Source organism: Flavobacterium sp. H122 (assembly GCF_004959765.1).
Classification (GTDB): Bacteria; Bacteroidota; Bacteroidia; order Flavobacteriales; family Flavobacteriaceae; genus Flavobacterium.
The window spans coordinates 177,880-204,741 of the sequence record NZ_SJZD01000001.1 but is presented as its reverse complement, the minus strand read 5'-3'; the positions used below and the strand labels follow the sequence as shown (position 1 = coordinate 204,741).

Below are 26,862 nucleotides of genomic sequence, written 5' to 3'. Positions count from 1 at the left end.
ATTTTTAATTGAAATGATGGAATGAATATAATCTAACAAAAAAAAATTGGCACGAAACTGCCACTTTTTTAATATAACTAATTGTTAATCAGCAGTGCTTATAATCCTGATTGGATCACAAAACCCTTGATAAATCAAGGGTTTTTCTTTTTTATACACTTCTGAAATTGTTTCTGCCAACTTTTTTTACATTATTTTTTTGACTTTTAATTGTATGTATTCATACGTATAAATAGAATAATCCTAAAAGCATTTTATAATGTTTATAGCTCATAAAAAAAGTGCTTTCCGGTAAAAAGCACTTTATATATATTGAGATGTTGCTTATAATGCCTGATTTGACAATTGTAAGGGTAAATCAACTGCAGGAATTTTAATTATCGCAGAAAGCGCCTATTTGTTGTAAATGTCTTTCTGTTTGGTATTTATTAAAGTTATCCCATTTTGGAGGAAAATTAGTTTTTTGCCCACACATAGAGTCCAGACAAAAGTTGTTGTCTTTGTATTTGTTATGTAAAACGGCTAATATTTTAAAGAAAAACTCATCCAGCATTGTTATTTCATCGAATTCAGATTTCAATGTGTTGTAATTGCTGTCTGATGGATTTAATAATTGCAGTAATTCCAGTATTTCATTTTTCTCTGTTTCGTTGATCTTGGTTAAATAACCTGATTTCAGAGATTTGAAAACTAAATTATTCCATACTGCACTATCATGTCCCCATTGAACATCAGGCAGATTTAATGAGTGTTCGCAAATTAAAATAATTGAAAAAAGAACATCATTCAAATATTTTGCTGGAAACTCATCAAGACTTCTGAATTCAAAACCACTTTGGTACATTTTTTCCTGATTAAAATCAAGACCAACTTCCGGGAGTAATTCATAATCCATTTCTGCTTGAATTTGGTCACGCCACCAAATATTATCTTCTTTTTTAAATTTTAATAATTTTCTAAAATCATCTACTTTATAGGTTAGGATTTTGCCTTTTGGCATTGCTTTGTTAAAAGTACCTACACCTATGTAGCGTGACATGGCACTTCTCATAGAGCCTAAAGTAAAATTTTTGTCAAGTTCGTATTTGTTGCTTATCACTCCCATAATATCGGGGCTTCCCAGTGTTGCTATAAAAAAAGGTTCAAACCACTGCAGTAAATAAATGGCATTGGCATGTATTTTTTCAAACTCATTGTAATCTGCAATTCTGCTGTCTTTAGTCAGTGAGGGTAAGGTAATATGAAAGTGGTATGTACCATTGTTAAATAAAACCAGCTTTTCCTGATTGGTCATAAACATATTAAGACCATTATTGTAATCCGGAAAACTTAGTTTTCCATTCAGTACAGAAGATTCATTGATTTTATCCAGGAATAACTTCTTGGTGGCATTTAATTCATTACATGAATCGGTTATAGTGCGATTTTCAAAATATTTGGTTACAAATTCAATAGAATCGCCATCAAAATGTACAGAGCCCATCGTTTTGTTTCTTTGGGTAATCATGCTTTGAATATTGTACGGCTGATTTTCAAGAAAAAGTTCCATGATGGATTTTCCTTGGTATTCAGGATTTTCTATTGGTTTTGGATCTGTTTCCGGGTTTTCTTCCGGATTACTGGTTGTCTTAGGCAGTAATGTTTTGTGCTGATAGTTTATGTCCAGTTTTTCAAGTGAATGACTATTGATCATCCGGCTCACTTTATAATTTTTATTCAAATCAAAAGCTTTTTCAAGCACAGGAGCCAAACTTTCCGGCTTGTAGCATTTTCTATAGTCAATGCTGTATCTCTCAAAACCAATTTTTTCTTGTATAAATTCACCAGAAACTATTAAGGATTCTTCAAATTGCATGTAGGTTTCGTTTTCTAATCCAATTCCCCAATAATATTTTTTTGTCTGATTGTCTTTCATTTATACTTTTTTTCTTTTAATGGTTATTTTGAGCTTTTAAAGCAATTTATTTCTTATCAGGTACCGACTCTGTTCAGTTAAGCATAAAAAACCGAGGCAGTTCTTTGAACGGATTCATTTAATTATTAAAACCGTTTTTGTATTTTTAAGTTGTAGGAATTTATATCCAGTCTTAGAAATTTACACTTGTATCGACTGAATGATTGATATAAAATAAAATAAAATTTTATAATGGGGTTATAAAATCAATATTTGTATTAACCAATTTTATATCAATAATTTAAGCAGATGAACAGCTTTGTTGTAACTTTTGCTGTTACTGTTTTTTCCAAGGTGCAAAAGTAGTGCTTTATTATATCATTTCCAAGTGGTTAATGGTTTGATAATCAATAAAGTTTTCGAAATTTGAATAATCAGATGAAATATTTTATTTATTCATGGTAATAAAGTACATAAGAGGAATATAATTCATCATTCCACCAGTCTTCACGGACTTCAGAAAAATAATTATAATTCACCTTTCCTGCTTGTGATTGTAATGGATAAACTACAATTCCGTTTTCCCGATAAGCTTTATGAGTTTCGGTTTCTGGTACCACAGGGACTATATGTCCGGAAAGTCCTTTTTCTTTTCTTTTGGCACAGATTATTCCAATGCCTCCTTCTGTATTTACTTTATTTTGAATTTCTTCAGCACTATACATTCTTTCCCACCCGTAATGTGACCCCCACACTAAAAACCAATCATGGATAGCACTGGAATAAATACGTTCAACAGTTTGATTAAAAATGGCTTCAACATTCTGCCCTTGCTCTAGTTTTTCAAGAGATTCATCTGTCCACCAAACAGTAGGAAGATATACTTTACTAAAGTAACAATAATCATATGAGTAAACATTGCAATAAGTGTCTACAATAGTTTTTTGATATCTTAAATTGTTAGCAACGTCAAGTTTGTCTATGATTCGGGCGATGCTTTCTTTTTTAGTGGCTAAATCTGTTAAATCTCTAAATGGAATAGTAGGATCACCAAGAGGTCTTTCTTTCATTTCCATTGAATCTAATCGGGATTTTGGATCAGGTGATAAATCAGCTTTCTTTATTTGTATGTTGGGTATTGAATTATCACCAATTATTCTAGGTGCAATTGATTCTATATATTTTTCCATTTTGAATTCTTAATATTTAATTGACAAAATGTTTACAGAGTTGACTTTACATAAATCAAAGTTGCCAATCAGTTGGTAAATATATGGATTTTATTTTTTTAGTAGAATATTGTTAGTTAGAACGTTACAAATGATTTTTTTTATTGCTGTTTTTTTAAGTAAATTTCGGCAAAAACTAATTAATGAAATTTCTTTATCCATTTATCTTCCTGTTATTTTTTCAAGTATTTCAAGCACAGGAAGTATCTGATACTGTTTTTGTGAATATCAAAGAGTACAGCAAAGATTTTGTTTTTGATATGAAATATGCAACTGAGGATAATTTTCTAAAATCAAAAGTGTATGATTGCGCGGAATGTGTTTTACGATATAAAACTGTCAAAAATCTGATAGCCGCGAATAAATGCTTTTTGAAAAAAGGGTATAGAATAAAACTTTTTGACTGTTACCGTCCTTTAGATGTACAAAAAAAAAATGTGGACGATTGTTTCCAATCCTGAATATGTCGCGAATCCTGCAAGAGGTTCTATTCATAATAGAGGAGGGGCAGTTGATATTACACTGGTTGATAAAGAAGGCAATGAAATTGACATGGGGACAAAATTTGATCATTTTGGGACTGAGTCCTCACATAAGTATCAAAACATATCCCGCGATATAATCCGAAACAGGAAATTCCTGAAAAAAATTATGGAAAAGCATAACTTTGAATCGTTTGATTCAGAATGGTGGCATTATAATTTAAAAGGCTCTAAAAAAGATAAATTGTCCAACTTTAATTGGCGATGCAATTAAAATTGTCAATAAAGAAATCAGCTGGATTGTAAGTTTCTATTAAAGTTTCAGAATCAAGTTCTTTAGGAATGACATAATCAATGGTTTCACCAGCAAATCTAATCCGCATAAAGCTGATTGGGAATTTTTTTAAATCTTCAAAGTTATCTTTTAGAAACAAAAAACTTGCCTCAGCAAAACGGTTGTTTTGTTTTTCGGTTTCATTATAAATTAATTCGTCACATTTAGGTTCTTCTGCATAAACAAAAGTGTAAATTTTTCCATTGCTCAACTGAAAAATAATTCTTGAGGATTTGTCAAAGCATTTAGGGGTTTCAAATTCTTTACTTTTTGTAATATGCTGAATTTTTAAAACAGGAATGTCATTTGCAGATACTAACGAAAGAAAAATCAAAGTAGTTTTTCCGCCGAAGATTTTTTCATAAGCCACAACAGGTTTGGTTTCTTTTAAAGTGCCGATAGAATCGGTTACATTAACGGCTAAATCACAAGGTTTCTGGGCAAATAAACAAACTGAAAGCAATAAAAAGAATATAGAGAATTTAATTTTCATCATTATGTATTTTACCGCAAATTAAAACAATTTTATTATTATTTACATCTGTTGTAAAAAAACTGTAAATATCACCACCATCTTTTATTTTCCATTTTTTTCTTATCATATCAACCTGCTCAGGAAAATTTCTAGTTGTGATATTTGCTTTTTTGCCTTCCAAAGTTTCTTTAAGGTCCTGTTTATTATAATCAATCACTTGATTTATCCTGAATCTTCTGCCTGGGAAATCAATCAGGTTTTCAGATGTGTATAGATGGGAAAACTGATGTAATTTACTGATATTGAAATTTTTACATATTAAGTCAAAAGCACCTGATTTCATTATGGCACCATTGGGTTCATATACATAAGTCTGCGGCAATTTGTAATCACAAGTATAATTTTCCTTACCTAAAATAAAGTCAAATACTTCTGATTTTGACTTGTTGATATTGACAGTTTTGATAGAAGTTTCTGAGTTATAATTTTTTTCAATAACCCATAAGAGTTCTTTTACTTCTCCCTGTACTGCAACAATGTGAATTTCTTTTACATTTTTTAATTCACCTAACCCAGCGGAAATATCAAGAATTGGAGCTGTTTTTATTAAAATATTGTCAGTATAGTTAAAATAAAAGTCTAAGTTTTCAGGGACATTGGGCAGACAGTCTTTAAGCATGAAAACTTTCCCTTTTGCATCATTTCTTCGGGAAGGGTCAATGTAAATCCAGTCAAAATGCTGATTAAGTAAGGTGAGTATTTTATGACTGTCACCTTGAATACATTCTATGTTTGCCGCTTTCAGATTGTTAAAATTATGCTTTACAATTTCATGTAAATCATTTTTCAGTTCGCAATGAACCAATCGGTTGAAGTTTTTTGAAAAATAATAATCATCCACACCAAAGCCACCCGTTAAATCAATCAGGGTTTTACCTGAAATTAATTGGGATTTATACTGAGCTGTTGTTTCAGATGAAGTTTGTTCAACTGAAAGTTTGCTTGGAAAGATTATATTTTTTTGATTGTACCAGGTAGGCAGTTTTTCTTTTGCTTTTGCTTTTGAAGCGATTTGATTTAAAATTTCATTCCATGAAATTTCAGGAAAAGGATTTTTCATCAACGCTACTTTTGTGAAATTCATCGTTAGCGAATCATTTATAAAATCCTGGACTTTTACAGCAAGTAAATCAAAATTCATTTTTATAAATCTTTAGTTAAAGAACTTATGATTTTATTTTCGGGAAAAAATTCTTTGCCGATTACTTTCAGAATAGTGTAAGCAGGCACAGCTATAATCATTCCGGTTATACCAAATAAGAAACCAAAGATTAAAATTACTAAAAAAATCTCAAGAGGATGTGAATTTGTGCTGTTGGAAAAAATCATCGGCTGGCTGAAGTTATTATCGATAAACTGCACTGCAAAAAAACCAATTAAAACATAAGCAGAATCATAGAGCATGTCAGAAGTAATTACTCCGTTAAAATTACCCAGTAAAGTTAATATAAGGGCCAAGACACTGGCAATTAACGGGCCTACATACGGTATAATATTTAATATTGCACAAATAAAAGCTATAATGAATGAGTTTTCAACTCCAAATATCAAAAGAACAATAAAATATAAAATGAAAACAATGAACAGCTGCAGTAAAATTCCTCCAAAATAACGGAGTAATAAATAATCAATTTTTTCAAACGAGTTCAATATTTTTTCCTCATGTTCATCAGGCATAGCTTTTTTAAACAGTCTCATGAAAATAACTCTTTCCTTTAGCAGGAAAAATGTAATAAAAAAACAGGATGCTATTCCCATACCTAAATTACTGATTGTGTTTATTGAAGCATTAAGAAAATCAGATAAGAAATTAAAATTCAGGTATTTGGTCAGGTTATTTTTGTTAAGAATCTGGTCAGCATTTAATCCGTTTGAATTTAGAAATGTTTTTAATTGCACTAATAAATTTTCTACCTGTACAGAAAAAGCTTTACTGTCCAATAAAGAAATATGGGATGCCTGACTGTTGATCAAAGGAATAAACATTAAAAAAAATCCGGAGATTACCAGACCATAGATTGCTAAGGTTGCAAGTACAGCCAGTGTGTTTTTAAATTTTAATTTACGCTTCAGGAAATTAACAATAGGAGAGCCAATCATTGAAAGCAGCAGTGAAACTATCAAATAAATAACCACCGTTTTGATTTTGTATATGAAATAAATTAAAGCTATTATCAGGGCAAGAATTATTACAGCCCTTACAATACCGTTAGCGATTGTTTTACTGTTCATTTTTTGATTTTTGTGAAACGAATATATAAAAAAAAATCCTGAGATACTCAGGATTTTTCTATAGGGGGCAAATTTAAACATTATGGCTGTGCAAATGAATTTCTTGGTCCTCCTGATGCAAATACAGCATCAATTCTTGATTTTTGACCTAAAGAGAACATGTACATACCTCTGTCATCAGTATAATCCATATAGTTCATAAACATTTCCAATGGTGTTCCGGTGCATGTAGATCTGTGGCCGTCTGCAGGAACTCCATAATTAGGACCATTGTGTAAAGGTGTGTCAGCAACATAGTCATTACCACAAGTAGCATCCCCCCAGATATGACGTAAATTAACCCAGTGTCCTACTTCATGTGTAGCCGTTCTACCTAAATTGAAAGGATATGTTGCTGTACCGGTATCACCAGTATATTTTGAGTCACAAACAATACCGTCTGTTGACGGATTCCCACCAGGAAACTGTGCGTATCCTAAAATACCTCCACCAATAGTACAAACCCAAAAATTCAATTTTGTTGTAGGTGAAGTGGCATCAATACCTCCTTTTTTAGAGCTTTTCATAGCATCTCTGGTTCCCCATGACGTTTTAGTAGTGGATTTTCTTATTACCTGATCCAATTCAAATGAGATACCCACATTTGCTCTTACAGAGGAATATGGGTTATTAGGGGTATTATAATCAGAGTTTGCGGCGTTGAAGTCTTTGTTTAAAACGTCAATCTGCGATTGTAATTGAGTAAGTGAAATGTTTTCGGCAGAAGTTCTGTATAATACGTTAAATACAACTGGAATTACAACTTTTCCATTAACGAGTCTTCCGCTTTTGATGGCTTCATTTGTGAAATTTTCAATTTGAGACATTCTCGAGGCTAGGGTAGGGTCTTCTTGAAGTTGTCTTTGTAAAACTTCATGTGAGGCACATCCTCTTTGTGAGGATAAATTTTCCGGGTTTTGATTGGTTTCATTTGTTTCTTTCTGACACGAAACAGTCATACCTGCAAAAGCAAGGATAATAAATAGTTTTTTCATAGTTGATTAATTAATTAGTTGATATTTAATTATATAACTATAAATTTAACAAAATATTATGCAGTTGATTTTGAATTTGTTAACTATTCGATAAACAAGAAAAATAAACCGATAAAAAAAGCCACTCAATTGAGTGGCTTTACATCATAAAATGATTTTATTATTATCTGAAAGAAGCTCTGGCAGCACCAACTGCAAAAACAGCATTCATTCTAGTTTTTTGACCTATAGAGAACATATACATACCTCTGTCATCAGTATAGTCCATGTAGTTCATGTACATTTCAAGTGGAGTACCTGAACAAGTTGATCTATGACCTACAGCAGGAACACCATAGTTAGGAGCATTGTGAACCGGAGTATCAGAAACTAAATCTGATCCACAAGTAGCATCACCCCAAATGTGACGTAAGTTTAACCAGTGACCAATTTCGTGAGTAGCAGTTCTACCTAAGTTGAATGGATAAGTTGCTGTACCAGTGTTACCTGTATATTTAGAATCAATTACCACACCGTCAGTAGCTGATGAACCACCAGGGAACTGTGCGTAACCTAAGATACCACCACCAATTGTACATACCCAGTAGTTTAATTTAGTTGTAGGTGAAGTAGGGTTGATTCCACCTTGAGTTGATTTTTTCATTGCATCATTAGTACCCCAAGATGTTTTTGTAGTTGATTTACGGATAACTTGGTCTAATACGAAACGAATATTTGTGTTACCACTACGAACAGAAGAATAAGGATTATTAGAAGTATTATAATCAGAGTTAGTAGCAGAAAAGTCTTTGTTTAATACGTCAATTTGTGATTGTAATTGAGTTAAAGAAATGTTTTCAGCTGATGTTCTGTATAATACGTTGAATACAACTGGAATTTCCATAACTCCGTTTACTAATCTTCCATTTTTAATAGCTTCATTAGTAAGTTTTTCAATTTCAGCCATTCTAGAAGCTAATGCAGGATCTTCTTGCATTTGTCTTTCTAAAACTTCGTGAGAAGCACAACCTCTGTGTGCAGCTGCATCCACCTGAGTGTTTGCAGCATTCTCGTCTTTCTGACAAGAGAACATCATTAAAGCCGCCGCAGCTGTTAACAATAATTTTTTCATAATTTGTTTGGTTTGGTTAATAATTTGTTTTTTTAAACGTGGCGCAAAACTATGTTTTTTTTATTTATCTTTCAAAATATTTTTATAAAAAAAATGATTAATTTAATTTTTAACGACTTTGTTTGAATTGTTCATAAGTTTGAAAAAGCCTTGTAATCATTGATTTTGTAAGTTTTTTATTGTTAATAAAAAACTCTCTGAGAAATCAGAGAGTTGTATAATATACTATTAATATGTTATAAAAATTTACATTTCCAGCTTCATCATAATATCGGTCTGTTCATCGTTACCCAGTTTAAACAGGTGTTTGCCAAATGCACTAAATCCATTTTTTTTATAGAAACTGATGGCTCTGTGATTTTCTTCCCAGACACCAAGCCATATATAGTCAGCATTTTTAGCTTTTGCAATTTCCAGAGTTTTCTCAAATAAAACCTGCCCGACTTTTTGACCAAGGAATCCTTTCAAAACATAAATCCGTTCAATTTCCAAGGTATTTTGATTCTGTATCTCAGTTTATGAAACGCCAAAGTTTATTTTTAAATAACCAACTGCATTATTTTCTATTTCTGCAAAATAAAATTCGGAATCAGGATTATTGAGCTCTGCTTCTAATTTTCCTGAAGCAAAACTTCCCTCAAGGTATTTATGCATATCTTCTTCTGAATTATCACTGGCAAAAGTTTCATAAAAGGTCTCTTTTGCTATTTTCTGTAATGCTGAAACATCTTGCGGAGTCAGTTTTTTGAGGGATATATTCGTCATAATATAATGAATGATAAAATATTTCTATAGTAAATTTATTTTGAATAAACATTTTTATCGTGTAGTTCCATCCACTTTGCAGGATCAGCAATGTCTGTCCACCCAAACCGGCGGTACAGTTCATGCGCGTCACCTGTAAGTAATATCCATCTTCTCAATCCCTGCAGATTTTCATAGTTCATAATGGTTTCTATCAACCATTTGGAAAGACCTTGACCTCTGTATTCCTCTAGAATATAGACATCCCCTAAATAAGCAATCGTTGAAAAATCAGTAATCACTCTGGCAAAACCAATTTGTTTTTCATTTTGATAAACACCAAAACATAAGGAGTTTTGTATGGCGGTATGTACTTTTTCTTTAGGTATATTCAAAGACCAATAGGCTTTCGTAGATAGAAAATCGTGAATTGAATCCAAATCTAATTTTGATTTGTCAGTTGAAATTAAAAAATCATTTTTATATATCGTTAGAGGAGTCATTTTTTTAATTATTAAGTACTAGGAATTATTAAAGAATGAATTTTTAATTTTTTTATCTTCAAGCAGACGTAATCTACTCATATGGTTTCACTCGTATAATTGATTTACTGTTACTGATGCTGTTTTATTTTGTTTCGATGTCAAATATTTTTTGTCCGTTGCTGCCTAAGTAGTGTTTTAGTAAGGTTTCATAAACACTAACACCAGTATCAGAGTTGGTGAAAATCAACAGACCTTGTTTAGTTTTTGGCAGAATAAAAACTATGGTTTGAACACCATTGTCAGAACCGCCGTGAGATAAAGCATATTCATTATTTTCCAAATCATAAATTTCAAATCCTAAACCAAAATGTTTTCCTTTTGTGCTCGCTACTTGTTTTGTAGTCATTTCTTCAAAGACTTTTTTTGATAATCCGTCACTATTCATCACACTTACCAAAAAATTTCCGTAGTCTTCAATTGTTGTTACTAAATCATCAGCTGCATTAGGTATTTTATTTTTTACAGTTTCATAGGCTTTTCTGTCTTTGTTATAACCAATTGCTAACCTTGCAGTGTCCACATTTTTGTCCCAAATATATCTTGTGTCTGTCATTTTTAGTGGACTGAAAATAAGTTCGCTGGCTAATTGCTCTAATGATTTGTGAAATTTTTTCTCTAATGTTTTTCGCAAATATTCCATTCCTTCGCCTGAATATTGATATTTTGTTCCCGGCTCAAACTGGAAGTTAAGTTTTTTATTATCGTTCATAAACCGCCAATTTGGGAAACCCGTTTGATGACTTAAAATAAGTCTCGTAGTCAGTTTTTTATTTCTTGGATCGTTGGCAATATCCGGGTCGGTCCAGTATTTGTAAATAGGTTCGTCTAAATTCCATTTTCCGGAACTTATTAATTTCAAAGCCACCAACGCGGTAACAGGTTTAGTAAGCGAAGCAACATTAAAAATAGTGTTGTATGGAGCTGAAACGCCTTTGGTGATTTCGCCAAAAACTTTAACTTGCTGCAGCTTGCCATTTTCAATAACTCCAATTCCTAACGTTGGAATTTTGTTTTCTTTCAACCATTTTTCAATGGCAGTATCATTGTCAAAAAAAGATTTTTCTATTGTTTTATTTTGGTATGCCTGATGGTCAAAACTAAAAGAAACAGCCAACTTCCATTCTCCATTTTCTAATTGCCAAACGTTGGTAAACTTGGCTATTCCTGCCTGTGTTTCTCGTTTTTCAGTAAACATATGTTCACCGTTTTGAACGGCCGCATACAAAACGCCATTTTTATAAAGTGGAAAAATTTCGGTGGTTTCCTTTACTAAAAATCTTTTTACCTGCCGATTTGCCTGATTGTTGCAAATTCCATTTTTCAAATCAATGAGAAATTTCACTTTATCCGAAATTCCGTCTTTGTCATGATAAAATTTTAAGTTCTCGCTCAGCAAATTTTCAAATTGTTTGATGTCGCAAGTATTAAAACCAACATCAAAAAGCAAACTGTCTTTTGCAAGAATGGTTTTATAGAGGTTTGAATTATTTTGAACTTGAGCTTTGCTGCTTGCACTAAAGATGATAGTGAAAATTAAGACGATGATATTTTTTTTTGCCATAAGGTATTTCTTTTTCTGTAAATATTTTTTTTCAAAGGTTAGAAACTCGCCTTTTTTTTCAAAAAAATCTACCCGACAAAAACCCGACAATCACCCGAAAAGATTATATCATGTTAAAATTCAATTGATAACGTAATTTTTTGTTTTTATCAATCTCTGCAAGATTTCTAAGAATCAAGAAAACATTAGATAAAACAATCACAATCAAAAGTACAATTGTGAATGAATGCCCGAGTTTTAGAAAAATCCCTAACATAAAAATAATTGGAGCTAAAATTGTCCAAAGAAGTTGAAGTGAAACAATTTTTTTAGTTAAGTCATTTTTCTGTTTTAAAGCATAAGAAAGAATAAGAGGAACTAAAATATTTAATGGTGGTAAGACAACAAATATAATAGAAGAAAGATTTATGAGTTTTATTTTTGAAAAATCTATTTCATTTTGTTTTACCGAAATTGTGAATGTTTCTTTTTCTGAAGATGTAATTTGGGGTTGTTCATTTAGCAGTTCTTTTTCGGAAATTTTTAGTGCATTAGAAAGTGCTTTCAATGTGTGTCCTTTCGGTGGTATTCCCGATTCAATTCTTTGAATTGTTCTAACTGAAATTCCTGATTTTTCAGATAATTCTTCTTGAGTTAAATTTTGTTGTTCTCTAATTAGCTTTAATTTGGACATACAGTTTTTCTAAAATTGCGTACAACGTCCCGCCGGCTTTAAGAAGTTGGGGATTTTTGTTCCCAAACCATTCCTTCAAGACTGAAGTCAAATATATAAAATTGCCTTTAAATTTAGCCTTAAAACCCCAATTTCTTAAAACCGCTGTTGTGCGATCGTATTTTTTATGTCATAATACAATCTGTAGATTCATAATATACTCCGTTTGATTTGGTTTTAAAATTGCCTTTAAAATCTATTTCTACTTTAATTGATTCTTTTTTGACTGGACAATTGTAATATTTCATCATATAAAGTTCAAATCCATTTTTGTTTTTTTTGAAAGAGCCAGCTTTAACCTCCTGTGGGTCAAAAGTTAAATCATTCATGTAGAGTATTAAAATGGCTTCTTCTAAATTATCAATATTACCAATGAATTTTTTTAAATCTTTTTCATTAGTAACATATTTGATACTATCTTCATCCATATAGGCGATATAAGAGTAACTTAGGAATTCTCCAAGATTAAACCCTTTTTTTGGATTGATAATTTTATTTTTTTGCGATGAAAGAGTATCACCAAATTTCATCATAGTAATTTTGTCTCCATTAGTTAATCCTCCTCTAATACTAGCGTATTGCCAAAACCTATAATTATTATCAGGAACTATTTTTTCAATTAAAGCAGTTTTGTCTTTCAATTTTTTGTCAATTTTTGCAAAACTACTGTCTATCTCTATTTCTCTTTTGCTACATGAAATTAGTGATAATAATATAAAAATTAGCAATCTATTCATTTACGTAATTTTTGGGTAAATATGTCGCACAACTCATAAATATACGCCACCTACAAACGTTTGTAAATATTTATAAGTATTTGTTGTTTTTCAAATATAAAAAAAACCTCCAGTTTTCTGGAGGTTTCATTATTAAAAGTTGGGTGACAAATTGTATTTTTTGTAGAAGTTGTCCAATGCTTCGACTACTTCGTCTTCGGTATCTACCACCTTTATCAAATTCATGTCTTCAGGGTTGGCGTTTTTTTGTTTGTCAATCATTACGGTTTTTATCCAGTCTAACAAACCGCTCCAAAACTCGGAACCTACCAAGATAATAGGGAATTTACCAATTTTTTTAGTTTGGATAAGCGTTACCGCTTCAAATAATTCGTCCAACGTTCCAAAACCTCCCGGCATTACCACAAATCCCTGTGAATATTTGACAAACATTACTTTACGTACAAAGAAATAGTCAAAATTCAGGTTTTTGTCCTTGTCGATATACGGGTTAAAATGTTGCTCAAATGGCAATTCGATATTTAAACCTACCGAAATCCCTTCGCCACGGTGTGCGCCTTTGTTACCTGCTTCCATGATACCGGGACCACCACCTGTAATAATGCCATAACCGGCTTTGGTGATTTTATACGCCACTCTTTCGGCTAATTGATAGTATTTATCTTCAGGTTTGGTACGTGCTGAACCAAAAATAGAAACACACGGACCAATACGAGCCATAGTTTCATATCCGTTCACGAATTCCGACATGATTTTGAAAATCGCCCATGAGTCGTTCGAACGTATTTCGTTCCAAGTTCTATGTTTTAACTTATCTTGAATTCTTTCGTCTTCATTTACAAATTCTTCTTTCATCGTCTTATCATTATGGGCTTGCAAAGCAATCCCTATTATTTGTTATTATAGTTTTTAAAAAAATCAGCCGACTAAAATAATTCTTTTTTTAGAAATTGGGCTGTATAGCTCTTTTTATTTTTAATTATTTCTTCCGGTGTTCCTTTGGCAATGATTTCTCCGCCACCTTTTCCGCCCTCATAACCCACATCAATGATATAATCGGCAAGCTTGATAACATCCATATTATGTTCGATAATTAAAACCGAATTCCCTTTATCAACCAACTTGTTAATCACATCCATCAACACACGGATATCTTCAAAATGCAAGCCGGTCGTAGGTTCATCCATTATGTAGAAAGTGTTACCGGTATCTTTTTTGGATAACTCAGTTGCTAATTTTATACGTTGTGCTTCGCCACCAGAAAGGGTAGTGCTTTGTTGTCCTAAAGTGATATAGCCTAAACCAACATCCTGAATGGTTTTTATTTTCCGGTAGATTTTAGGAATGTTTTCGAAGAATTCAACACCTTCATCAACGGTCATATTCAAGACATCTGAAATAGATTTCCCTTTGTAACGGATTTCTAAAGTTTCTCTGTTAAAACGCTTACCTTGACAAGTTTCACATTCTACATACACATCAGGTAAGAAACTCATTTCGATTGTTCTTACACCACTTCCTTCGCAGGTTTCGCAACGACCACCAGCTACATTGAAACTAAAACGACCGGGTTTATAGCCACGAATTTGCGCTTCTGGTGTTTGTGTGAATAAACTTCTGATTTCTGAAAAAACTTCGGTATATGTTGCCGGATTAGAGCGTGGTGTACGTCCAATTGGACTTTGGTCAATATCAATTACTTTATCAATATGTTCTAAACCTTCAATTTTTTTAAACGGTTGTGGTTTTTTAACAGCATTAAAAAAATGTTGGTTCAAGATAGGATAGAGGGTTTCGTTAATCAGAGTTGATTTTCCTGAACCCGAAACGCCTGTAACACATATCAATTTTCCGAGAGGAAATTCCGCTGAAACATTTTTTAAATTATTTCCGGTTGCTCCCGAAATTTTTATTGATTTCCCGTTTCCTTCACGGCGTTTTTCCGGGATTTCTATCTTCATTTTACCACTCATAAACTGAGCAGTAATGGTGTTTTCCTTAAGTAAATCTTTAGGTGTCCCCTGGCTGATTATCTGACCGCCATATTTTCCTGCTTTTGGTCCGATATCAATTACATGATCGGCACGTTCAATCATGTCTTTGTCGTGTTCAACCACTAGAACAGAGTTTCCTATATCACGTAATTGCTCTAACGAATGGATTAATTTTTCGTTATCCCTCTGGTGTAAACCAATACTTGGTTCATCCAGAATATATAATACACCAACCAATTGTGAACCAATTTGTGTAGCTAAACGAATACGCTGTGCCTCACCACCGGAAAGGGATTTTGAACTTCTGCTTAAAGCCAGGTAATTCAAACCTACATCCACCAAAAATTGCAATCTTGCTTTGATTTCTTTTACGACTTCGGTAGCAATTACTTTTTGTTTTTCGGTTAAATGATTTTCAAGATCGTTAAACCAAATACTTAAATCAGAAATATCTGTATTTGATAATTCCTGAATATTTTTATCATTGATTTTGAAGTATAAAGCTTCCTTTTTTAATCTTGAGCCATTACATTCAGGGCAATCCACTTCATCCATAAAATCTTTTGCCCAACGTTTGATCGAAGTCGATTCGGTTTCATCATGTTGCGTTTTAATGAAGTTGGCAATTCCTTCAAATTCTATCTTATATTCCTTCGTAACTCCGGCAGTTTTTGAACTGACAGCAAATTTTTCATTGCCCCCATTCAAAATCATATGCATCGCTTCAGCTGATATTTTCTCTATTGGATCCGTTAGTTTGAATCCGAATTTCTCCCCAATAGTTTCCAATTGTTTGAATATCCACGATGATTTGTATTCACCTATGGCTGCAATTCCACCATTTTTTATGGATAGTTTAGGGTCAGGGATAATTTTCTGAAGGTTGATTTCATTAACTGTTCCCAATCCGTTGCAATTTTCACAAGCACCTTTTGGAGAGTTAAATGAAAATAAATTAGGTTCCGGATTTTGATAGGATATTCCTGTTGACGGACACATTAAATTTCTGCTGAAATACCTAATTTCATTAGAATCCTGATCTAAAATTATTAAAACATTTTCGGCATGATACATAGCTGTTTTAATACTTTCTGCCAGTCGTTTTTCACTATCAACAGAATCTTCTATAACCAATCGATCAATTACAATTTCAATATCATGCGTTTTGTAACGGTCCAGCTTCATTCCAACAACAATGTCCTGAACCTGGCCATTAACACGAACTTTTAAAAATCCTTGTTTGGCTATTTGTTGAAATAATTCGGCATAATGACCTTTACGTGCACGGATAACAGGCGCAAGGATATTGATACGTTTTCCTTTGAAATTTTCAGTAATCAAGTCTTTGATTTGCTCGTCAGAATAAGAAACCATTTTTTCACCTGTGTTGTAACTGTAAGCATCAGCAGCACGGGCAAAAAGTAAACGAAGGAAATCGTAAATCTCTGTAATAGTTCCAACAGTAGACCGCGGACTTTTACTGGTTGTTTTTTGCTCAATGGCAATTACAGGTGAAAGTCCGTCGATTTTATCCACGTCCGGACGTTCCAATCCACCAAGGAACTGACGTGCATAAGCCGAAAAAGTTTCAATATAACGGCGCTGTCCTTCAGCATAAATAGTATCAAATGCCAATGATGATTTTCCCGAACCTGATAAACCGGTAATAACCACGAGTTTTTCACGCGGAATGGAAAGATCAATATTTTTAAGATTATGGACGCGAGCGCCTATAATTTCAATGGTTTCGTCAGTATGTTGCATAAATTTTGAGCAAAATACAAAGTTATTATTTTTATATGAGTTGATTAGTTAAACTTAATAAGTTTGTCGTTTGGTAAATCATATTCATAAATTGTGAATTCTTCAGGTTCAATATATAGCCATTGGATTATACTGTTTTGATTATTCGAATTGTCATAAATTCCAATCATATAGTACTCTTTTCCATCTTTGATATTATGTTCTATGCTATATTCTATTTTTATATTTTCATAATTGTTGAACAGTGAATTTTTAGAATTTGCTATATAGTATTCAACTTGCAGATATATTTCATTAAAAAACCATTCAGTTTTGTCTTCATAACTGTGGTGATATGAAAGAGGTTCTTTATATTTTTTGCGAAATTGAGATACTTTCCCATCTTTCTTTTTTTTGACAGCAAATGCAGTTTCTGTGAAATCAAGTGTTTCTCCATCTCCGGCAATCCAAATACTGTCCATTCTCCATTTTACTGACAATATATCACCTCTGCAAAAATCATTTTCTTTTGTTCTTTCCCAATCATAAATGAAAGATCCATTTTTAACATTCATTAAAGTATAATCTCCATCATCATTGTATTTTTCAAATACAACTTCATTTTCATAGATTGTATTTAGTGAGATCTTTTCATTTGGTCTGAAATCACTTTTAAAATATTTTTCGGGATCATTATTAGTTACAATTTTACTATTATTCGTATCTGTTTTCGTGTTTTTTTGTGAAGTTTTATCTTCTTTACATGAAAAAAGAAAAGTTAATGATATTAATAATGCAATTATGTATTTCATTAGTTAGTTGTTTTTAATGTCTAATTCTCTAAATTTTGGAGAAGCAAAAGCCGTTGTTCCAACCACAACAAGTGTCATTATTCCTCCAAAGACTACTGCATTTACCGTACCCATTAATTTAGATGTAAAGCCGCTCTCAAAAGCTCCCAATTCGTTTGAAGAACCTACAAATATGGAATTTACAGAGGAAACTCTGCCACGCATATTGTCGGGGGTGTACAACTGTAAAATAGTGGAACGGATTACTACCGAAATGCCATCGGTTACACCACTCATAAACAATGCAATTACAGATATCCAAAAGTTGGTAGACAAACCAAATACAATGATACAAATTCCGAATCCGAAGACAGCTAATAATAGCTTTCTTCCGGCTCTATGGTTTAAATCGAAATGTGTGGCAACCAGCATCGTAATTAATCCTCCAACAGCCGGAGCTGCACGCAATATCCCAAAACCCTGGGAGCCGACTTTCAAAATATCCTGCGCGAAAATGGGCAGTAAAGCCACAGCACCTCCGAATAAAACGGCAAACATGTCTAACGAGATAGCATTCAAAATCGTTTTATTTTCAAAGACAAAAGAAATTCCCTGCTTTAAGCTTTGAAAAATAGGTTCGCCCAATTTTGGATTCAGTATTGGTTTTTTACTGATTTGCAGCAAAAAAATGATTCCGATTATAATTGAAACGCTTACCAAACACATAGAACCAAAAACACCAATCCATCCAATAGCAAAACCTGCTAAAGCCGGTCCGATAACTGCCGCAATCTGCCAGGTTGAACTGCTCCAGGCTGCGGCATTTGATTTTTCAGCATTAGGAACAATCAAACCTAATAAACTGAATACAGAAGGAATAATAAATGCGCGTATGATTCCACCAATAAATACTAAGGCATAAAAACCATAAACAATAAGTGATTTTGAAATAGTGTCATGGATTTTTGGATGAACCAATACACACATTAAAATGCTAATCATTGCCAAACCGGAAAAACATTTTACCAGCATAGAGCGTTTTTCGTTTTGATCTACAAAATGTCCGGCAAACAAAGCCATTCCAATAGCAGGAATAACTTCGGCAAGTCCTATTAAACCTAATGAAAGCGGATCTTTTGTCAGTCTGTACACTTCCCATTCAATTAATACAAACTGCATTGACCAAGCCAGTACAATTGCTAATCGCATGTATAAAAACCAACGAAATTCTTTATTTCTTAAAGACGAGTAGGGGTCTTTTTTAATTTTATGAGCCACGAACCAACAAATTTTTATTTAATATTTTTTTCTGAACACTGAAACTGCCAACTATCTAATATCTCTGGCTTGCAGTTGAATATTTACATTTCCATTCCATTCATTTTCCTCGATAGTATAGACCATATCAAAAAGTTTTCTGTCTTTTGCGATATCAATCTTTTTGCCTAAACCAAAACCAATTGTACCAAAGCCCGAAGTTTCGGAATCCGGGTTGTCTTGTTTTACAAATAACCGCAAATGTTCATTTTCATTTCCTAATTGCTTTGGATAACCAGTATCAAAAACATTTTTGGTTAGAAAAATTGGTGTCATATTTTCAGGGCCGAAAGGCTCGAATTGTTTTAAAATCCGTAATAGTTTGGGATTGATGTCTGCTAAATCTATTTCAGCGTCTATTGAAATTTCAGGCGTCAGTAAATCAGGATGAATGGTTTGTTGCACCACTTCTTCAAAAGCTTGTTTGAATGCCGATAAATTTTCTTCTTTAATTGTCATCCCAGCAGCATACATATGTCCTCCAAACTGTTCCAGGTGTTCAGCGCAGGCTTCCAATGCATTGTATATGTCAAAATCCTTGACTGAACGTGCAGAAGCGGCTAATTTCTCTCCGCTTTTTGTAAAAACAATCGTGGGACGGTAATAATTTTCCACCAATCGTGATGCTACAATACCTATAACTCCTTTGTGCCAGTTTTCCTGATATACAACCGTTGAGAATCGTTCGGTTTCGTTATTATCTTCAATTTGAAGCAGTGCTTCTTTAGTAATTTGTTTATCTAAATCTTTTCTGTCGGCATTAAAAACTTCTATTTCAGAAGCAAATAATATAGCCTGTTCCAAATCAAACTCAGTTAATAACTCAACAGCATAATTCCCGTGTTTGATGCGTCCAGCGGCATTAATTCGTGGTGCAATAATGAAAACCACATCCGATATAGTAAGTGTTTTCTTTTTTACATTCTGAATCAAAGCTTTAATTCCGGGACGAGGAGCGGTATTGATCACTTCTAAACCAAATTTGGCCAATACACGATTCTCACCGGTAATAGGAACAATATCAGCAGCAATCGCAGTAGCAACCAAATCTAAATAGGGAACCATATCCTCAATGGTTTGATTTCTATTATTTCCAATTGCCTGAATAAGCTTAAAACCTACACCGCAACCACACAATTCTTTATAAGGATAATCACAATCTGAACGTTTTGGATCTAAAACAGCTGTAGCATCCGGCAATTTATCCCCAGGACGGTGATGGTCACAAACAATAAAATCGATTCCTTTGTCTTTTGCATAAGCAATATGCTCAATCGATTTAATTCCACAGTCCAAAGCAATGATTAAAGAAAAACCATTATCATCTGCAAAATCAATTCCTTGATAAGAAACTCCGTAACCTTCTTTGTATCGGTCTGGAATGTAAGTGGCGATATTAGGATAAAAGCTTTTTAAGTAGCTTGAAACCAATGAAACCGAAGTGGTTCCATCGACATCATAATCACCAAAAACCAGAATGTTTTCCTGGTTTTGAATAGCTTTTTCAATACGTACAACAGCTTTATCCATATCTTTCATTAGATAAGGATCGTGTAAATCATCTAAACTGGGTCTGAAAAAACTTCGGGCTTCATCATAGGTTTCTATACCTCTTTGTAATAATAATGAAGCAACAATTTCATCTATCTGTAATGCGTCTTGTAAGGCTTTTATTTTTTGTTTTTCAGGCTTCGATTTAATGGTCCAACGCATAGTTTATTTTAGATTTTTGATATTAGACTTCAGATTTAAGAAGTAAAGGTTCTCCTTCAAAAGAAATTCCTTCCCAACTAAATTGCATAAAATTACGGATGTTTTGATGGTCAACAGCTTCAGGTGTTTTTAACACATCTTGGTAATATTCACAAAAAAGTGATAAGGTTTCTTCTTTGGATAAGTCTTGAAGTTGTGCAAAAGCGAATACTTTGCAGGAACCATTATTTTGTCCAGCTTCATTATACTGATTTCCGTTTTTAAAGGCAGTAGGAGTGAAGTCATAATTTTCATCAATGAAAGCAATTACTTCCTGAAAAAAAACTGGATTTGTATTGAAAAGCTTTTGAATTTTATTCTCCATATAAGGCAGTTTTAATTTGGTTTTCCAAATCAGTTATATTTTCGAAATTTTCAAATTCTATTTCTTTATCAAGCGCTTTTAATTTTTCAACAATTTCAAGAATAAGTTCCAATGGATCAGATTCATAACCATATAAATTGGTATCGAAATCGGTTCCAATCATAAAACCATCATGGTCAATACCAATACACCAGTATTCAATGAACTTATTTAACGGAATTTGATAAATTTCGAATTCTGACCATTCTTCTTTTATGCACGATTTAGCTAAAGCTTCATTACTCCAAAAGCAGTTTAATTCAATAGGTTCACCTTCTTCATCTTCATAATTATTTGAATAAGAGACAGCAAATCCTTCATTGTTTTCAAGTGTATAAACCAGTTCTGATTCGCAAATTTGTTCAACGAATTTTTTATGTTTATTAAGTATGTCTATAGAATCTTTCATTTATTTTTATTTTTTATTAATGGATTTTGTTTACTCAGACTAGTAACTGCATACTGAGACTGTAAGCTGAAAACTATTTAGACTTTCCAGCCACACATACCACGATTTCTCCTTTAGGAGGTTTGGCTTCAAAATGTTTAAGGACTTCATCAGCAGTACCACGAACCGTTTCTTCATGCAGTTTTGATAATTCCCTTGAAACAGATACTTGTCGGTCAGCGCCAAAATACTGTACAAATTCAGCTAATGTTTTAACCAGCTTATGCGGTGAAACATATAAAATCATGGTTCGGGTTTCTTCAGCTAATGCTAAGTAACGTGTTTGTCTCCCTTTTTTATCAGGCAGGAAACCTTCAAAAATAAACTTGTCATTAGGCAAACCACTATTTACCAATGCCGGTACAAAAGCTGTAGCACCTGGCAGACATTCCACTTCAATACCATTTTCCACACAGGCACGGGTAAGTAAAAAACCAGGATCTGAAATTGCAGGTGTTCCTGCATCACTAATCAAAGCAATGTTTTCGCCGGCCTGAATTCTTTTTACAATATTTTCAACAGTTTTATGCTCGTTATGCATGTGATGGCTTTGCATGTGCGTGGCAATCTCAAAATGCTTGAGTAATTTACCGCTATTGCGTGTGTCTTCAGCAAGAATTAAATCGACTTCTTTTAAAACCTTAATGGCTCTGAAAGTCATGTCTTCCAGATTGCCAATAGGAGTAGGGACTAAGTATAATTTTCCCATTTAAGCAAATTTACTTTGAACAAACTCCATAAAACGTGATGCAAATTCATCTTTTCCAGCCCAATCATTATAATCAGGTTTTACCATTTCCTCTATGAAATTTTTAGCATCTTCATAAGTATCAAAAGTAGCTATTTGAGAAATAACACGGTTTAAATCGGCTGTGCTGCCATCAAAAAGATTCTTTTCAAACGCTACACGATCATTTAAAGTCAATCCGGCTGATTTGGATATTTTGTCGTTTAAATTAGTAGCTGTTTTATCTTCAACTTTTTCAAAAGTTATTTCTTTAAATTGAGGAATTAAATCAGATGAAGCTTCTTCATTAACGGCATCTTCTTTTTTTATATTTTCTATAATTCTTTTCTCGATGATTTTATTTACATCCTCATGAATTTTCTCTTCATTTTTATCAATCACACGTTCAAAAATTGGATCTGGTGCTACTTGATTCAGTAAATCATCGATAGAAATTTGTTTTGTTTCTGAAGTTGTGTCTACTAAAACGTCTTCTTTTATTTCTTCTTTTACCGGTTCTTCGGCTATTTCTTCAACTATAGTATTTTCCTTCTCTTCTACAGCAGGTTCTTCTTCAACTGGAGCTTCAATTTTTGGGTCAATCTTTTTGGCTTTGGCTTTAGATTTGGTTTCAATAATCTCGTCTAATTCTTCTTCTCTTAATTGTGCTACAACAACTTTATCGTCAAAATCAAAAGCATGCTCCAGCTTTTCTTCCATTTCCTGTAAACCAATAGTTGGTTTTATTTCACCCAAATTTTCTTCAACAAATAATAAAACCGATAATTTTTCATACAATTTTTGAGCTTCATGGTGTAATTCACGCACATCATCTTTATGTTTTAATTGCAAAATCCTATGTGCTATGCTAATTAATTCGGCTTCTAATTTCTTTCTCATTGCGTTTAGTTTTTTTTATGTTGAAGGAATTTAAAATTATTGATAACTTTATCAATCAAGCTGTCAAAAGCCAGCCTTTTTTAATATTTTTGTTGTGTTACAAAGTAATAAAAACTATTCATTTTTATCATTATAAAATTAAAAAATGTTTTTAGAAAATACCGTAAATCCTAAAGAACAGTTTGGTTGGATTGAAGTTATCTGTGGTTCAATGTTTTCTGGAAAAACTGAAGAATTAATCAGAAGATTACGCCGGGCACAATTTGCAAAACAAAAGGTTGAAATTTTTAAGCCAAGTGTAGATACACGATATGATGATGAAATGGTAGTTTCTCATAACAAAAACGAAATCAGATCTACGCCAGTTCCAGCAGCTGCAAATATCAGAATATTGGCGCAAGGCTGTGATGTGATAGGTGTTGATGAAGCCCAATTTTTTGATGATGAAATAATTGCTGTTTGTAATGATTTGGCAAACGCAGGAATCCGTGTGATTGTAGCAGGATTAGATATGGATTTTAAAGGAAATCCTTTTGGACCAATGCCGGCTCTTATGGCTACGGCTGAATATGTAACGAAAGTTCATGCAGTGTGTACCCGAACAGGAAATCTGGCTCATTTCAGTTACCGGAAAGCTGCTAGTGATAGTTTGGTTTTGTTAGGAGAAAAAGAAGAATACGAACCATTAAGCAGAGCAGCTTACTTTAATGCCATGCGCAACAACATGGAAGTTATTGACGAGGAAATTATAAATAATGACGAAGAATAATGGCGCTTCCTTTACAACAAATAGTTAATGCTTTAGGCTGTGATTTTTCAGGAATCGATGTTTCAATTTTAATTGATTCGGTTTCAATTGACAGTCGGTCGCATCAAAACAATTCAAGCACATTATTTTTTGCGATAAAAGGACTTCATCATGACGCTCATCAATATATCAATCAGTTGTTTGAAGAAGGTGTACAAAGTTTTGTTGTAAATCAAATTCCAGAAAATTTAAAAGGCAAAGCCAATTTTTTAGTTGTTAATGATACTCTGAAAGCTTTACAGGATTTTGCCACATACTACAGAGCCTTGTTTCATTTTCCTGTGATTGGAATTACCGGGAGTAACGGTAAAACTATCGTAAAAGAATGGCTTAATTTTTTGTTGAGCCCTGATTACAATATTATTCGAAGTCCTAAAAGTTACAATTCACAGGTTGGTGTCCCTCTTTCTATTATTGGAATTAATGAAAAACACAATCTTGGTATTTTTGAAGCCGGGATATCGACTGTAAACGAAATGCAGAATCTACAGCGAATTATAAAGCCAACTATTGGTATTTTAACGAATATAGGCTCTGCACATGATGAAGGTTTTTCAGATATTTCTCAAAAAATAAAAGAGAAATTAAAGCTTTTTGCTGATGCTGAAGTTTTGATTTTAAACAAAAATAAAACAATTGAAGCTTTCTTAAATAAAGCAATTAAGACATTCACCTGGAGCACACTGGACAGAACTGCTGATGTCTTTTTTCAAAAAAAGGTTGTTGGAAATCACTCTGATTTAAACATTACTTTTAATCAATTAAGTTTTAAAGTCCGAATACCGTTTACTGATGAAGCTTCGTTGGAAAATGTAATGCATTGTATTTTAACGATGTTGTATTTGAAGTATGATCAAGATACGATTCAGGAACGAGTAGCCGAATTATATCCTGTAGAAATGCGATTGAAAGTTAAAAATGGAATGTATAATTGTACTTTAATTGATGATAGTTATAGTTCAGATTTTCAATCGCTTAAGATAGCATTGGATTTTTTGCAACATCAAAGACAACATAAAAAAAGAACGCTGATAATATCTGATATCTTTCAATCAGGTTTATCCGATGAAGAATTATATTCCAGAATTTCCCAATTAATTATTTCTCATAAAATAACACGAGTTTTTTGTGTTGGAGTAACCATTTCCAATTTCAAAAATAAGTTTATCAATACTACAGCTTACAAATCAACCAATGATTTTATAAATGCATTTGACAGTATTGATTTTTCAGACGAAACAATTTTAATTAAAGGAGCCAGAACATTTGAGTTTGAAAGAATTGTTTCATTGTTGGAAGAAAAAACTCATGAGACTGTTTTAGAGATCAATTTGAATGCTTTAAGCTATAACTACAATTATTATAAATCAAAACTTAAGCCTTCTACAAAAATGATGGCTATGGTGAAAGCTTTTGGTTATGGAAGTGGAAGCTTTGAAATTGCAAAGCTTTTAGCACATCATAAAGTAGATTATTTAGGAGTTGCTTTTGCCGACGAAGGAATTGAGCTTAAAAAAGCAGGGATTGAAGTGCCTATCATGATCATGAATCCTGAAATGACAACGTTCCGTTCGATTATTCAATATGGGTTGGAACCTGAAATTTATAGTTTTAGGGGCTTAAAGGCGTTTTTAAAAATAGTTGAAGAAAAAGGACTAGAAAATTACCCTATTCATATTAAGATTAATACAGGTATGAATCGTTTAGGGTTTGATGAAGAAAATATTCCGGAGTTAATTTCTGTTTTGAAAAAGACCAAATTGGTAAAGGTTAAAACCATTTTATCACATTTTGCAGAAAGTGATAATGAAGAAGACAGCAAATTTTCAAAGAGTCAAATTGCTGTTTTTGATAGAATTTCAACTCAGATATGTAACGAATTGAATTACAAACTTATTCGCCATTTGTGTAATTCTTCCGGGATTAGCAATTATCCTGAAGCTGAATTTGATATGGTTCGTTTAGGCATAGGTTTATATGGTGTTTCAAACCATGAAAATGAACAAAAATTTTTAGAAACTGTCGGTACACTAAAATCGGTTATTTCACAAATCAGAACATTAAAAATTGGAGACACTGTTGGTTACAACAGAAGATTTAAAGCTGAAAAATCAACAAAAATGGCTGTGGTTCCTGTGGGTTATGCTGATGGAATTTCCAGAAAATGGGGAAGAGGTGTAGGTTATTTATTGGTTAACGGGCAAAAAGCACCAATATTAGGCAGTATTTGCATGGATATGCTTATGATTGATGTTACCGATATTAATTGTGCAGAGGGAAATGAAGTTATAATATTTGGTAAAGAACCTACAGTAATCGATATTGCTAAAGCTATAGATACTATTCCCTATGAAATATTGACTAGTATTTCAAGAAGAGTAAAAAGAGAATTTTATCGAGAGTAATTCTTTAATATTTTTTTTAAGAAAAAAAATATTAAATTGGCAATTGATAAAACATTAATTAACCAAATAAAACATTCAAAATTATGGGATTTATTTCTGAGTTTAAAGATTTTATTTCAAAAGGAAATGTGATGGACCTTGCAGTAGGGGTTATCATAGGAGGAGCATTTAGCGCAATAGTGACATCATTAGTTGGAGATGTAATTACACCTGCAATTTTGAACCCAGCATTAAAAGCGGCTCAAGTTGAAGATTTAGCTAGCTTGAAAACTGATGGAGGAATCTTATATGGTAAATTTTTAGCTGCTGTAATAAGTTTTCTTGTAATTGCTTTTGTAATATTCTTATTAGTTAAGGCTGTTAACAGGATGAAAAAACCTGAGCCAGCGCCATCACCTTCAGGGCCAACACAAGAAGAATTGTTGACAGAAATTAGAGATTTATTGAAAAAGTAATTCTATTA

At 32.8% G+C, this 26,862-nt stretch carries 23 protein-coding genes and 2 pseudogenes; 4 read left to right on the top strand and 21 right to left on the bottom strand.

Annotated elements, in window-relative coordinates:
• Nucleotides 1–373: 373 nt before the first annotated feature.
• Together EZM65_RS01040 and EZM65_RS01035 are read right to left on the bottom strand one after the other, a co-directional pair.
• Complete coding sequence (locus EZM65_RS01040) at nt 374–1,915, bottom strand: hypothetical protein (RefSeq protein WP_136666665.1); 1,542 nt, start codon at nt 1,913–1,915, stop codon at nt 374–376.
• Nucleotides 1,916–2,346: 431 nt separating this feature from the next.
• Nucleotides 2,347–3,084, bottom strand: a complete 738-nt coding sequence (locus tag EZM65_RS01035) for a hypothetical protein (RefSeq protein WP_136666664.1) — start codon at nt 3,082–3,084, stop codon at nt 2,347–2,349.
• 182 nt (nt 3,085–3,266) lie between these two features.
• On the opposite strand from EZM65_RS01035, the pseudogene EZM65_RS01030 reads away from it, so the two are divergent.
• Nucleotides 3,267–3,879 (top strand): annotated as a pseudogene (locus EZM65_RS01030) (M15 family metallopeptidase).
• Here EZM65_RS01030 and EZM65_RS01025 read toward each other — a convergent pair.
• From EZM65_RS01025 to EZM65_RS00935, 19 genes and pseudogenes are all read right to left on the bottom strand, one after another.
• Complete coding sequence (locus EZM65_RS01025; protein WP_136666663.1) at nt 3,860–4,432, bottom strand: hypothetical protein; 573 nt, start codon at nt 4,430–4,432, stop codon at nt 3,860–3,862. The pseudogene EZM65_RS01030 and the gene EZM65_RS01025 sit on opposite strands and share 20 nt — an antisense overlap.
• Nucleotides 4,422–5,615 carry a class I SAM-dependent methyltransferase gene (locus EZM65_RS01020; RefSeq protein WP_136666662.1) on the bottom strand — a complete coding sequence of 398 codons (1,194 nt, stop codon included), beginning with the start codon at nt 5,613–5,615 and terminating at the stop codon, nt 4,422–4,424. Before EZM65_RS01020 ends, EZM65_RS01025 begins: the two co-directional genes overlap by 11 nt.
• 2 nt (nt 5,616–5,617) lie before the next feature.
• Nucleotides 5,618–6,706 carry an AI-2E family transporter gene (locus EZM65_RS01015; RefSeq protein WP_136666661.1) on the bottom strand — a complete coding sequence of 363 codons (1,089 nt, stop codon included), beginning with the start codon at nt 6,704–6,706 and terminating at the stop codon, nt 5,618–5,620.
• Between the two features lie 80 nt (nt 6,707–6,786).
• The gene (locus EZM65_RS01010; protein ID WP_136666660.1) at nt 6,787–7,740 is read right to left on the bottom strand and encodes a zinc metalloprotease; all 954 of its coding nucleotides are present in this window, start codon (nt 7,738–7,740) and stop codon (nt 6,787–6,789) included.
• Nucleotides 7,741–7,903: 163 nt separating this feature from the next.
• Nucleotides 7,904–8,851, bottom strand: a complete 948-nt coding sequence (locus tag EZM65_RS01005; RefSeq protein ID WP_136666659.1) for a zinc metalloprotease — start codon at nt 8,849–8,851, stop codon at nt 7,904–7,906.
• A 246-nt stretch (nt 8,852–9,097) separates the two neighbouring features.
• Nucleotides 9,098–9,616: pseudogene (locus EZM65_RS01000) on the bottom strand (GNAT family N-acetyltransferase).
• A gap of 35 nt (nt 9,617–9,651) precedes the next feature.
• Nucleotides 9,652–10,098, bottom strand: a complete 447-nt coding sequence (locus EZM65_RS00995) for a GNAT family N-acetyltransferase (protein WP_136666658.1) — start codon at nt 10,096–10,098, stop codon at nt 9,652–9,654.
• Between the two features lie 124 nt (nt 10,099–10,222).
• Nucleotides 10,223–11,701 (bottom strand): serine hydrolase, encoded by a 1,479-nt coding sequence (locus tag EZM65_RS00990; RefSeq protein ID WP_136666657.1) that lies wholly within the window; start codon nt 11,699–11,701, stop codon nt 10,223–10,225.
• Between the two features lie 103 nt (nt 11,702–11,804).
• Nucleotides 11,805–12,374 carry a helix-turn-helix domain-containing protein gene (locus EZM65_RS00985; protein ID WP_136666656.1) on the bottom strand — a complete coding sequence of 190 codons (570 nt, stop codon included), beginning with the start codon at nt 12,372–12,374 and terminating at the stop codon, nt 11,805–11,807.
• Nucleotides 12,375–12,538: 164 nt separating this feature from the next.
• Nucleotides 12,539–13,150 (bottom strand): hypothetical protein, encoded by a 612-nt coding sequence (locus EZM65_RS00980; protein WP_136666655.1) that lies wholly within the window; start codon nt 13,148–13,150, stop codon nt 12,539–12,541.
• Between the two features lie 132 nt (nt 13,151–13,282).
• The gene (locus EZM65_RS00975; RefSeq protein WP_136666654.1) at nt 13,283–14,005 is read right to left on the bottom strand and encodes a TIGR00730 family Rossman fold protein; all 723 of its coding nucleotides are present in this window, start codon (nt 14,003–14,005) and stop codon (nt 13,283–13,285) included.
• Nucleotides 14,006–14,076: 71 nt separating this feature from the next.
• Entirely contained in the window at nt 14,077–16,908 is a 2,832-nt protein-coding gene (gene uvrA / locus EZM65_RS00970) for an excinuclease ABC subunit UvrA (protein ID WP_136666653.1), read from the bottom strand.
• A 44-nt stretch (nt 16,909–16,952) separates the two neighbouring features.
• The gene (locus EZM65_RS00965; protein WP_136666652.1) at nt 16,953–17,699 is read right to left on the bottom strand and encodes a hypothetical protein; all 747 of its coding nucleotides are present in this window, start codon (nt 17,697–17,699) and stop codon (nt 16,953–16,955) included.
• A 3-nt stretch (nt 17,700–17,702) separates the two neighbouring features.
• A complete protein-coding gene (locus EZM65_RS00960) occupies nt 17,703–18,887 on the bottom strand; it encodes an MFS transporter (RefSeq protein WP_248574815.1) in 1,185 nt (394 codons plus the stop codon).
• 120 nt (nt 18,888–19,007) lie between these two features.
• Nucleotides 19,008–20,708 (bottom strand): single-stranded-DNA-specific exonuclease RecJ, encoded by a 1,701-nt coding sequence (recJ, locus tag EZM65_RS00955; protein WP_136666650.1) that lies wholly within the window; start codon nt 20,706–20,708, stop codon nt 19,008–19,010.
• A gap of 22 nt (nt 20,709–20,730) precedes the next feature.
• Nucleotides 20,731–21,072, bottom strand: coding sequence for a HopJ type III effector protein (locus tag EZM65_RS00950; RefSeq protein WP_136666649.1), 342 nt, complete (start codon nt 21,070–21,072; stop codon nt 20,731–20,733).
• Entirely contained in the window at nt 21,062–21,520 is a 459-nt protein-coding gene (locus EZM65_RS00945) for a DUF2750 domain-containing protein (RefSeq protein ID WP_136666647.1), read from the bottom strand. The genes EZM65_RS00950 and EZM65_RS00945 overlap by 11 nt, the downstream gene beginning before the upstream one ends.
• 73 nt (nt 21,521–21,593) lie before the next feature.
• Nucleotides 21,594–22,268 (bottom strand): 16S rRNA (cytidine(1402)-2'-O)-methyltransferase, encoded by a 675-nt coding sequence (gene rsmI / locus EZM65_RS00940; RefSeq protein ID WP_136666645.1) that lies wholly within the window; start codon nt 22,266–22,268, stop codon nt 21,594–21,596.
• A complete protein-coding gene (locus EZM65_RS00935) occupies nt 22,269–23,186 on the bottom strand; it encodes a hypothetical protein (RefSeq protein WP_136666643.1) in 918 nt (305 codons plus the stop codon). It lies immediately after the preceding gene.
• A gap of 145 nt (nt 23,187–23,331) precedes the next feature.
• On the opposite strand from EZM65_RS00935, the gene EZM65_RS00930 reads away from it, so the two are divergent.
• The 3 genes from EZM65_RS00930 (at nt 23,332) to mscL (ending at nt 26,854) form a co-directional block, all read left to right on the top strand.
• A complete protein-coding gene (locus tag EZM65_RS00930; RefSeq protein WP_136666642.1) occupies nt 23,332–23,955 on the top strand; it encodes a thymidine kinase in 624 nt (207 codons plus the stop codon).
• Complete coding sequence (locus EZM65_RS00925) at nt 23,955–26,399, top strand: bifunctional UDP-N-acetylmuramoyl-tripeptide:D-alanyl-D-alanine ligase/alanine racemase (protein ID WP_136666641.1); 2,445 nt, start codon at nt 23,955–23,957, stop codon at nt 26,397–26,399. Before EZM65_RS00930 ends, EZM65_RS00925 begins: the two co-directional genes overlap by 1 nt.
• 83 nt (nt 26,400–26,482) lie before the next feature.
• A complete protein-coding gene (gene mscL / locus EZM65_RS00920; RefSeq protein WP_136666640.1) occupies nt 26,483–26,854 on the top strand; it encodes a large conductance mechanosensitive channel protein MscL in 372 nt (123 codons plus the stop codon).
• Nucleotides 26,855–26,862: the final 8 nt, after the last annotated feature.